General features: G+C 60.0%; 17 protein-coding genes and 1 pseudogene. 5 read left to right on the forward strand and 13 right to left on the reverse strand.

Annotation, left to right across the window (positions count from 1 at the left end; translation table 11 throughout):
- Positions 1-21: 21 nt before the first annotated feature.
- The 13 genes from N7650_RS21530 to N7650_RS21590 all read right to left on the reverse strand — a co-directional run bounded on the left by N7650_RS21530 (position 22) and on the right by N7650_RS21590 (position 5,895).
- Positions 22-567: a hypothetical protein gene (locus N7650_RS21530; protein WP_038409510.1), complete on the reverse strand. Its 546-nt coding sequence runs from the start codon at positions 565-567 to the stop codon at positions 22-24.
- Entirely contained in the window at positions 564-710 is a 147-nt protein-coding gene (locus tag N7650_RS21535) for a hypothetical protein (RefSeq protein ID WP_279899935.1), read from the reverse strand. Before N7650_RS21535 ends, N7650_RS21530 begins: the two co-directional genes overlap by 4 nt.
- Positions 707-1,309, reverse strand: coding sequence for a recombination protein NinG (locus tag N7650_RS21540; RefSeq protein WP_279899953.1), 603 nt, complete (start codon positions 1,307-1,309; stop codon positions 707-709). Before N7650_RS21540 ends, N7650_RS21535 begins: the two co-directional genes overlap by 4 nt.
- A complete protein-coding gene (locus N7650_RS21545) occupies positions 1,309-1,566 on the reverse strand; it encodes a hypothetical protein (protein ID WP_279899936.1) in 258 nt (85 codons plus the stop codon). Before N7650_RS21545 ends, N7650_RS21540 begins: the two co-directional genes overlap by 1 nt.
- 17 nt (positions 1,567-1,583) lie before the next feature.
- The gene (locus N7650_RS21550; protein ID WP_279899937.1) at positions 1,584-2,054 is read right to left on the reverse strand and encodes a hypothetical protein; all 471 of its coding nucleotides are present in this window, start codon (positions 2,052-2,054) and stop codon (positions 1,584-1,586) included.
- Positions 2,047-2,301, reverse strand: a complete 255-nt coding sequence (locus tag N7650_RS21555; RefSeq protein ID WP_279899938.1) for a hypothetical protein — start codon at positions 2,299-2,301, stop codon at positions 2,047-2,049. The genes N7650_RS21550 and N7650_RS21555 overlap by 8 nt, the downstream gene beginning before the upstream one ends.
- Positions 2,298-3,101, reverse strand: coding sequence for a hypothetical protein (locus N7650_RS21560; RefSeq protein WP_279899940.1), 804 nt, complete (start codon positions 3,099-3,101; stop codon positions 2,298-2,300). The genes N7650_RS21555 and N7650_RS21560 overlap by 4 nt, the downstream gene beginning before the upstream one ends.
- Entirely contained in the window at positions 3,085-3,993 is a 909-nt protein-coding gene (locus N7650_RS21565; RefSeq protein ID WP_279899942.1) for a helix-turn-helix domain-containing protein, read from the reverse strand. Before N7650_RS21565 ends, N7650_RS21560 begins: the two co-directional genes overlap by 17 nt.
- The gene (locus N7650_RS21570) at positions 3,990-4,358 is read right to left on the reverse strand and encodes a hypothetical protein (protein ID WP_279899944.1); all 369 of its coding nucleotides are present in this window, start codon (positions 4,356-4,358) and stop codon (positions 3,990-3,992) included. Before N7650_RS21570 ends, N7650_RS21565 begins: the two co-directional genes overlap by 4 nt.
- Positions 4,355-5,149, reverse strand: coding sequence for a Rha family transcriptional regulator (locus N7650_RS21575; protein WP_279899954.1), 795 nt, complete (start codon positions 5,147-5,149; stop codon positions 4,355-4,357). The genes N7650_RS21570 and N7650_RS21575 overlap by 4 nt, the downstream gene beginning before the upstream one ends.
- A gap of 92 nt (positions 5,150-5,241) precedes the next feature.
- Positions 5,242-5,421: a hypothetical protein gene (locus N7650_RS21580; protein WP_279899945.1), complete on the reverse strand. Its 180-nt coding sequence runs from the start codon at positions 5,419-5,421 to the stop codon at positions 5,242-5,244.
- An 18-nt stretch (positions 5,422-5,439) separates the two neighbouring features.
- The gene (locus N7650_RS21585) at positions 5,440-5,628 is read right to left on the reverse strand and encodes a hypothetical protein (RefSeq protein WP_004573832.1); all 189 of its coding nucleotides are present in this window, start codon (positions 5,626-5,628) and stop codon (positions 5,440-5,442) included.
- A gap of 30 nt (positions 5,629-5,658) precedes the next feature.
- Positions 5,659-5,895 carry a hypothetical protein gene (locus N7650_RS21590; protein WP_088851912.1) on the reverse strand — a complete coding sequence of 79 codons (237 nt, stop codon included), beginning with the start codon at positions 5,893-5,895 and terminating at the stop codon, positions 5,659-5,661.
- A 113-nt stretch (positions 5,896-6,008) separates the two neighbouring features.
- Here N7650_RS21590 and N7650_RS21595 point away from each other — a divergent pair, with 113 nt between their 5' ends.
- The 5 genes and pseudogenes from N7650_RS21595 to N7650_RS21615 all read left to right on the forward strand — a co-directional run.
- Positions 6,009-6,836: a S24 family peptidase gene (locus N7650_RS21595; RefSeq protein ID WP_279899947.1), complete on the forward strand. Its 828-nt coding sequence runs from the start codon at positions 6,009-6,011 to the stop codon at positions 6,834-6,836.
- Between the two features lie 2 nt (positions 6,837-6,838).
- Complete coding sequence (locus N7650_RS21600; RefSeq protein WP_279899948.1) at positions 6,839-7,075, forward strand: hypothetical protein; 237 nt, start codon at positions 6,839-6,841, stop codon at positions 7,073-7,075.
- Between the two features lie 166 nt (positions 7,076-7,241).
- Positions 7,242-7,505, forward strand: coding sequence for a hypothetical protein (locus N7650_RS21605; protein WP_279899949.1), 264 nt, complete (start codon positions 7,242-7,244; stop codon positions 7,503-7,505).
- Between the two features lie 245 nt (positions 7,506-7,750).
- The gene (locus N7650_RS21610; RefSeq protein WP_279899950.1) at positions 7,751-8,050 is read left to right on the forward strand and encodes a hypothetical protein; all 300 of its coding nucleotides are present in this window, start codon (positions 7,751-7,753) and stop codon (positions 8,048-8,050) included.
- Positions 8,051-8,246: 196 nt separating this feature from the next.
- Positions 8,247-8,540, forward strand: a pseudogene (locus N7650_RS21615) (hypothetical protein); the annotation flags it as partial.

Raw genomic sequence — 8,540 nt, forward strand, 5'->3', positions numbered from 1 at the left:
GGCTCATTGGCTCAATCGGCGTCAAGCGACATCTGCCACCAAAAGGCCTTCATGTTCGAGAATGTGCTGGGCCTCGACCAGGGCGGCGTCTACCTCGCGCTCCAGAGCCTTGCGGATATCCCGCCTCCAGCGCTCTTGGGTCTTGATTGGGTGTGGCTCGTTGCTCCAGTTGTCCATCTCGTACCAGGCGGCTGGCAGGACGCTGGTACTGCGCTTACCGTCCACACCTGGCAGCTTGGGCATGGCCCAGGTCAGGATCGCGCAGTGGCGGAAACGCTCCGGTGCCGGCGAGCGATGAGAGCGGGTGATTTCCTCGATCGCGGCGTGCTTGCGGTCGACGTGCGTCGAATACTTCGCCACCAAGTGCCGCCAGTGCTCCGAGGTGAGGTTTTTGTGCAGCCGGCTGAACACCATGCAGTCGAAGAGGAAGGCAGCCTCCTTGCCCACGATGGCGCCCTTCTGCTTCGCCGCTTGGACCTTCGGCTCGAAGTCGCAACCGCCCGCGCTGTTGATCGTCTCGGCCGCCAGGGCGCGGACCACTGCCGATACCACGTTCTGATAGTTCACTGTCCACCCCCTGCCCGCTTGGCCTTTCTCAAAATGAATTCTTCGTAGCTGCGCTTGCGGCGGACCGCGCCAGCCCAGGACAGCGATACGCCGCCCACCACCATGAGGGTGGCCAAAATCAGTAATCCCCATGCTGGTGTCATGCTGCTGCCCTCCGTAGGTCTTTGAGTTTTTGCCTGTACAGCGCCTTGATGGCTTGTAGGTCTTCGATGGTCAGGCGCAGGGCCTTATGAGGCCCTTCGAGCCACTCGACTGCTTCTGCGCCGATGCGCTTCACCAACCGGATCCGGTACTCGACCGCGTTACCCGACAGGTTCCGGTTGCACTTGACGCACTGCCGGTGGACGTTAAGCGGCTCGAAGCGCAGCTCCGGGCAGGCGCCCACCGACCGGTAGTGGCCAGCATCCCAGCGGCTGCCGGTTATGAGGTCGTGGTCGCTCGGCAGCGAGTTGCAGCTGATGCACGGCAAGCCGGCGTCGCGCTCACGGATGTAGGCGTTGAAAGCGGTCTGGGCCTCGGCCATGTGCTCGCGGCGGGTCTTCAGCTTCTCCCGGCGCTCCTGCAGGTCCTGACGGGCCTGCTTGGTGATGGCCTTGGCCGCGATCTTCCGCACCTTCGAATCCTTCGACATGGCCAGGGCACAGGCGATGCTGCACACCTTCTGCGTGGTCATGGTCGGCTTGAAGCGCTGGCCGCAACCTGGCGCCTTGCACTTCTTCGGCTTGATCTCCTTGGTGAGCATCATTCCCCCTCCTGACGACTACGCAAGTCGGCCATGAGCTTTTCTCTGCGGCGATTCCGACGCTTCTGGTTGATAGGCCCCATCACGCGGAAGAACAACCACAGGAACGGAACCGATACGGGGAAGGTGAGCAGCATGGCGGCTCGAACTACTACGGCAAGCAACAGGTAGCCGAGCTGCTTTACCGCCGCCCACGTCTCGGCGTACATGTCTGGATCGATAAGGCCTGTAACCACCTTCCAGGCGATGTAGCGCATGGTGAATTTATCCCTACTCATGCCGCCTCCTCGCTGAGCAAGTCGCTGAACGCCACGCCCTGCGGCGCGAACTCGGCCACGATGCGGTCGGTGTACTGGCAGCCCTGGGCCCGGTCGAACAGTCGGGTAACCGGGAAGCCATCCGGCCCGAACATGGCGCAAGCGCCCATCCAGCGGAGCTTGATCTCATAGGGCAGGTGCAGCAGTGCTAGGTTGTAGCCTTCACGGAATTCGGCGCTGGCCGAGCGCATGATCGGCACACCGTGGTGAAGCTTGCAGTACCGGCGGACGTCCTCAATGTCACCCATCTCGGTGCTCTTGGCGATGCGGTCGTACATCGCGAACCACAGGGCGTTCTGGTCCAGGGTGCGGTCCTTGCCCGGGCGCATGCTGACCACGACGAACTTTTTGTCGCGGAACATACGGGTGAGCATGGTCACGGCCTCGGACAGCTTGGCCTGGCTGTTGACGCTGATCTTTTCAGTCACGATTCGACTCCTTCACCCAGCGGCGCATCGATAGGTCGCAACCGATAGTCAGGCAGACGCCATTGGCCATGCCGCGGTGTGTGGCGCGCCGGCGGCAGCCACAGCCGCAACGGCGGCGAGACTTTGCATCGACGGGCACGTGATACCGGATCTGGCCCGGCAGGCCGCCGGCCTGGCCCCAGCCATCCATGCCTCCGCGCATTGCTGCGGACCTGGCTGCAGGCGACATACTGTTCAGAATGGTCATGGTTTCACCTTCAGGCCCTGGGCCTCGATTGCCTCACGAGCCTTGCGCTTGCGTAGGTAGATTTCGACCCGGCGGCGCTGGGCCTCCTTGCGCTTCTGGCGATCCTTGCGGATTTTCGACTCGACAATGATCGACCGAACCTCGGCGAGCTTGGCCTTTGTCTTCTCGCTGGCGTGCGTCGAGACTTGGCCGGTGATGAGTCCAGCGATTGCCTGGCCGTCGACCGTGACCGGAGCGATCCGCAGGTCTGCCAGGTGCTTGTTGGCCGATTCCTGGCTGATCAGCTTGGCGCGGACAGCACCCTCGATTGCGGTTACCCGGCGGGCCTGGTCGTAGCCGAGAGACACCTCCCACTTCACCGGCTGAGCTTCAGCGCGGGCGAAGGTGCAGTGGCGCTCATAGGCACTCATGAAAGCCATACGGGCACCCACCTTGTCGCCGACCTGCAGGATTGGATCGGAAGCGGACATGGCCTGGCGGATTTCCTGGGTAAGCAGCACCGTGTCGAACTGGTCACTGGCGGAGAGAGCGATTGCCCATGCCTCGTCCTTCCCCGGGCGCCCATCAGCCGCGTGTATACGCTGCATGATGGCGCCGGTGGTCAGCTTGCCTGTCAGCTCTATGCGGCATGCCTTAAGGGCTCCGGCCACGGTCTGCGCAGGGAATTCGGCAAGGTCCTCAGCCATCAATTCGGCTGCATCCGCACTGAGCGTGTAGCCAAGCGTTTCCGCAGTAGCGCAGATGGCTAGCGCCAGCTGGGCAACCTGCTCCTGGGTCATGCGGTCAGATGAGGAATTCATTTCCCGCTCTCCCCTCGCGTTTCAGGATGCGCGTGGCCGCTTCCTGGCCGGCGGTCAGGTTGGCCTGCTTGCGCTCGATTTGCTGGGCGGTGGTCGCATTCATTTGGCGATTGGTGACCCACTGGGTGTGGTAGGCCTCGGCCTTGGCCAGCAGGTCGCCCAGGTTGTGGCAGCCGTTGATTAAGCGAGCGTCATTGATCGTCAGGAAGTACGCGGCCACATGGTGAGCGACATCAATCCCGAGACGGCTGATCAGCTGCCCAACCTGTCCGCCTGCCTTGGCGTTCCATACCGGCCACGCGTGGTAGCGCTTGCGGTACGCCATGGCGTAGTTCGCCCAGGCCTTGAACGTTTTGCAGGACTGGTCCTTCGGCCCTGGCATGTCGGCCGGGATCTCGCAGCGCGGCTGCTGAGCCGTAAACGGAACCACGATACCCTCCGCGACCACGGCTTCAGCCTGGGGCGCAACTGGTTCAGTGACTGGTTCCTTTACTGATTCAAAAGAGTGACTGGTTCTGGGTGCAGTTCCTGCACTACCCCCTAGTGAATCTGCTGCACTAGGGGGTGAACCTGCTGCACTACCCTGGTGAATCTGCTGCACTACCCCTAGTGAATCTGCTGCACCACTTAAGGTCAGGTAGTAGACGTTCGAGGAGTTACCCTTGGGGCCACCCTTGCGGATCTCTTTGCGCAACAGGCCGGCACCGCACAGGGTGTTGATGTGGTTCATGACCGAGCGCTTGCTGATCTCGCACTGATCGGCGATGTGCTGATACGACGGCCAGCATTCGCCCTGGTCACTGGCGTTATCGGCCAGCTTGATGAGCACAAGCTTGCGCAGGGGGTTTCCGACCTTGGTCTTCATGGCCTTGACCATCAGTTCCATGCTCATGCTGCGCACTCCGCCCTGGCTGCAGCACCACGCCGCCGCATACCCACGACATGCCGGTATGCCCTGAACTTCAGTCCGGTCCCCCGTGGGATGTCATTCGCAGCCTCCTCCAGATCGCAGCGGACCTCGCTGTAGCAGTAGGCGCCGAACTCGGCATCGCGGAACTCAGTCGAATTTAGATCGTTGACGTAGAAGTCACGTGCAGCCTCGCAGTGCGCGCATGTCTTGTAGGTCGACACGTCGCCTTCCCAAAGACCGGTAACAAACTCGTAGCGGTCGCCTGGCTCGATGTAGCCCCGGCATTCGGTGCAGGTGTGACGCTTACGCGCGACACGGTGCGTTTCGGTGTGGAATTCCGGGCTCATGCTGCACCCCGCACGGCCTTGTCGTGGGTGTGCAGGCCGTCCCAGTTCTTCTTCATGGGCAGCTCGCCGGCCAGGTACAGCTCGTACAGGCGCACGGCGCCCTTGCGCAGCAGGATGGGCGTGTAGCTGATGAACGCCTCTTTCCCGTGCGGGGTGATCTCCTGCTGATGCTCGGTCATGTACTTGTCGCGGGCATACGCGGCCACGCGGTACCGGGTACCGGACTTGCTCTCGTTGTAGAGCCAATTGCGGCCTTCGAGGAAATGCCCGACCTGCATCACGTTGACCCCATTCAGGCCCTTGCAGAACTGGACGTGGCTCATGCCTTCCTTGAATAGGTTCTCCAGGTGGTCGATCTTCTTGGCCTGTGCCTCGACCTGGACGGTCAGCAGAACGCGGGCTTTCTCCGACTCAAGGGCCATCTGGAGGATTTCCAGCTTGCTGAGGTCGGCGGGCATCGGCTTAGCTACCTGGGCCTCCAACTGCTGCCAGCGGTCCACCAGCGCCGCGGTGAATTCGGGCGATAACTGGGCGACGACAACGAAGCTGTCGCGCTTGCCGATCAGGTACTGCTTGATGCAAAGCGGACCATGGCCCGGATTAGGGACTTCCTCAAATTGAGGGAGTCCGATCAGGCCTTTGGCGTGAAGGGATTCGATGGTCCTCCACACATTGTCGTGACGTTTTTGGGTGACCTCGGCAATTTCCCGCGACGACATCCGCGCCACAGAATCGTGGTTCGCATTTTGTGGCGCGGGCCGGATGAGGGCCTGTACACTTTGGGTCTGCATATGCATAATTCCCTTCAGAGTTTTGTGTTGCAGAGAGCCGGGCCGCTATCCCGGCTTTTTTGTGCCCGCAATTCGGGCTTATCAGGGCCTGTTCAGGCCTTGCGCTGGAACGGCGTAACCGTCCCCCTCGCATTTCGAGGTTTCGTTCGGCTGGCCAGCTCTCGATCGATCAACTCGGCAGCAAGCGCTTCCGGGGTTACCCCCCTTCTCTTCGCCTCTCGCTCAAGCAATTCCATCGAGCCCGGATCCAGACCGAATTGTTCGGTCGGCATAGGGCCTCCTCGCGGCCTTCAGGCTGCGGTCTGATCGCCGGTATTCTCCGAAGCCAGGGCAGCCAGCTGCGCTTCCAGCAGTTCGCGGCACAGCACGGCACGCTGGGTGCGGTGATACGCGGCCAGCGCTTGAATCAAGTTGAACGTGTCCTCATCGACCCGGACCTTGATCTCACGGTCATGCAGGTGCTTGGGGTTGGCGTACATGCGGGGATTGCTCCTTGCTGTTGAAGGTGGTTACGCGGCGCCTTTCAGCGCTTTTCGGGCGAATGGGATGAGGTCCGGACGCAAACCAGCGATCGTGATCTCGCCGTCCGAGGCGTCCTGTAGTCGTTCGGCGAGTTCTGTGGAGGCCTTCCGGTGACCACCTGCGAGCTGCCAGAGGTGGCCAACGGTGGTCTTCGCGTCGGCTGCGACCTGCTGCCGGCGTTCATTCGTGGCCCTGCCCAACCAATCACGGAGGTGATCATTCATGAGGGTTCTCCTTACACGTAAAGTGAAATTTAGCTCATGGCTAATTTCAGAGCAAGGACAATTTAGCTTTGCGCACATTTAGCAGCCAGCTAAACACTGGCATTCTTCGCCGCATGGATATCTACGAGATTCGCAAGCACAACCTGGTGAAGCTGATTGGCAGCCAGAGAAAAGGGGCCTGTGCCGAGCGCTGGGGGATGGCGCCTGCGCACCTGAGCCAGATCCTTTCGGACAAGACCGCGAAGAACCTAGGCGACGATGTTGCCCGGAGGATCGAGGGCATCGAAGGCCTGCCCCGCGGATGGTTCGACTCGATCCCTTCGGATGATGAGCCGCGCGCGGCAGTAACGGGCTCAGATGCTGGCGGGAAATCGGCCGCAGACTTGGTCAAGCAGATGCTGGCAAAGAGCGGCAAGGGGATTCCAGAGGAGACGCGGCAGCGATTGCTGGCGGCGGCCGAGGAGCCTGCAGCCACAAACGTGATCACCGCCGATTTCTCCCGTCCGGGTCTGGTTGGTGATGAGGTGTGGATCGCCCATTACGACATCCGCGCGGCGATGGGTGGCGGCCAAGCCGTCCAGGACTACCCGGAAATGCTCCAGGACGTGCGCGTCAGTCCCCGGCACTTGCGCGAACTCGGCGTCGAGTTCACCGAGCACTTCCATCTGAAACTGGTCACCGGCTGGGGCCAGTCGATGGAGCCCACGATCAAGCACCGGGACCCGCTGATCGTCGACGTGAGCATCCGGGAGTTCGTCGGCGACGGCATCTACCTGTTCTCCTGGGGCGACCACATCTACATCAAGCGGCTGCAGATCGCTGATGAGGATCACTTCGAGATGATCTCGGACAATAGCAAGCACAAGGATCGGATGATCCGACGGGAAGAAACCTACATCCAGGCCCGCGTGTTACTGGTCTGGAACGCGCATTTGGTGTAGCCATGACCCTCACTAAGCCCAACCAAGAACTCCGCCGCGACCTCCAAGGCCTGGCCAGCGACCTGAAGTGGTCAGCCGTCGAGCTGATGCGGATTGCAGTTCGCCTGAGTGAGGCCGGAAACGAGGCAGACGCCCAGGCAGTGATCAGGATCTGCCAGGTGATGCAGGCTGGGGAGGACAAGTTGGTGGGGTATGGGGATGAGGTGAAGGCGGGACTTATCCTCAGAGAGCAAGCGTAATGGCAGGACTGGGTGCTGCTGGTGTGGAATGCGCACCTAGTCTGAGTAGTCAGGTGATGAATACACCGCGCACCAGCTGGTCGAGAGCGGGATAAGCGTGCTGGGTAAGGTGTTCTGGTACTCAGTGTTGCTTTAAGTAAAAACCATGGCAAACCAGGAGTTGAAATTGGGTAATCCGATCAGGAAGGCAGGAAATTTCGTGGCGGCTCACGTGGATTCAGCCACGGTTGCATCTCTCAGGGAAGACAAGTCGACAATTGCCATATGCTTCATCGAAGAGCAAATGCATCCTCGTGTGGACGCTACCAGGGGTGATCCTCTGGAGTTCGAAGTGATTGAATCGGTAGTTGCATCTGTCATGATGAAGCCGCAGCTGGCAAGGGCTCTGGCTAGATCAATCATGGATACCCTGGGAGAAGCTGGCCAGTGACAGCCCCCGGAGACGCCGCCCCTCTCGACTCGTCGGTGGGCAAGCCTTTGGCTGTTTTCGTTATGGGAAATGCGAGCGTCGGTAGCGTCTCCCAGGTGAACGTATTCGCGCAGCCCGCATCGAGCTCATACCGACGGGTTTCAGTTGACCATGACGAATCCCACGTTCAGAGCGGCGGTCATGCTAGTATTGGCGCTGAACAATCGTATGATGATATCCAGTCAGCAGAGAAGGAGGGGCCGCCAATGACGACGAACACCGGATGGTCTGCCTTCCTTAAATCGCCGCATTTCACAGTCATAACCACTGGCGCCGTTGTGCTTGTGGCCGGACTCGGCATGTTCACCCTTCTAGATGGAAAGATTTCATCGCTTAGACTCGAAACGAAATCGGATCTACAGCTAGCCGCCCAGAAAGCTGACAACCAGTTCTCAAGAGTGGATGCTCGATTCGACAGGGTCGATAGCAAATTCGATGCGGTGATCAGTAAGATCGATGCTGATGGCAAAGAGCTGCGATCACTTCTACAAGCAACTAAGCCTTAGCTGTTTAGTTGATGATTCAGAGCCCGCCTCGGCGGGCTTTTTCATGCCTTCACGCTTTTTTCACGCCCTACCGTGCACAGTGAATGCTCATCCGATCTCCCTACGTTAGCCCGCATTGCAGTGCGGGCTTTTCTTTGCCTGCGTGATAGCGTATAGCCATGACTTTCGGATTGGTTTTTTTAACAAGGAGAATCTCATGCGCTGGTTAAACACCGTGTTACTGGTTGTGGTTGCAAGTCTGACATCAGGCTGCTTCAAAAATGAGCTAAGCCCTGAAGAGAAGGCGCTCGTCGATAGCCTTCGCACGGAACTCAACGCCACGCAGTCAGAGCTGAACGAAGCTAAGGCCAAGGATCAGACACTCTCAGGCGGGCTGTTGAAGGCCCTGGTAAGCATTCGTGTCGAGATACTAGGGGTTAATGCGGGCCTGCTACAGCAACGGCTAAATGCAATTGAATCGGGATCCCCGATAAAGCAAGTTACTCAGGTC

The sequence above is a fragment of the Pseudomonas sp. GD04058 genome (assembly GCF_029836855.1).
Lineage (GTDB): Bacteria > Pseudomonadota > Gammaproteobacteria > Pseudomonadales > Pseudomonadaceae > Aquipseudomonas > Aquipseudomonas bharatica.

Coding starts and splice junctions, on each gene's coding strand:
- N7650_RS21535 (WP_279899935.1), bottom strand. CDS start 710: ATGACACCAGCATGGGGATTACTGATTTTGGCCACCCTCATGGTGGTG.
- N7650_RS21540 (WP_279899953.1), bottom strand. CDS start 1,309: ATGCTCACCAAGGAGATCAAGCCGAAGAAGTGCAAGGCGCCAGGTTGC.
- N7650_RS21545 (WP_279899936.1), bottom strand. CDS start 1,566: ATGCGCTACATCGCCTGGAAGGTGGTTACAGGCCTTATCGATCCAGAC.
- N7650_RS21555 (WP_279899938.1), bottom strand. CDS start 2,301: ATGACCATTCTGAACAGTATGTCGCCTGCAGCCAGGTCCGCAGCAATG.
- N7650_RS21560 (WP_279899940.1), bottom strand. CDS start 3,101: ATGAATTCCTCATCTGACCGCATGACCCAGGAGCAGGTTGCCCAGCTG.
- N7650_RS21565 (WP_279899942.1), bottom strand. CDS start 3,993: ATGAGCATGGAACTGATGGTCAAGGCCATGAAGACCAAGGTCGGAAAC.
- N7650_RS21570 (WP_279899944.1), bottom strand. CDS start 4,358: ATGAGCCCGGAATTCCACACCGAAACGCACCGTGTCGCGCGTAAGCGT.
- N7650_RS21575 (WP_279899954.1), bottom strand. CDS start 5,149: ATGCAGACCCAAAGTGTACAGGCCCTCATCCGGCCCGCGCCACAAAAT.
- N7650_RS21580 (WP_279899945.1), bottom strand. CDS start 5,421: ATGCCGACCGAACAATTCGGTCTGGATCCGGGCTCGATGGAATTGCTT.
- N7650_RS21585 (WP_004573832.1), bottom strand. CDS start 5,628: ATGTACGCCAACCCCAAGCACCTGCATGACCGTGAGATCAAGGTCCGG.
- N7650_RS21590 (WP_088851912.1), bottom strand. CDS start 5,895: ATGAATGATCACCTCCGTGATTGGTTGGGCAGGGCCACGAATGAACGC.
- N7650_RS21595 (WP_279899947.1), top strand. CDS start 6,009: ATGGATATCTACGAGATTCGCAAGCACAACCTGGTGAAGCTGATTGGC.
- N7650_RS21600 (WP_279899948.1), top strand. CDS start 6,839: ATGACCCTCACTAAGCCCAACCAAGAACTCCGCCGCGACCTCCAAGGC.
- N7650_RS21610 (WP_279899950.1), top strand. CDS start 7,751: ATGACGACGAACACCGGATGGTCTGCCTTCCTTAAATCGCCGCATTTC.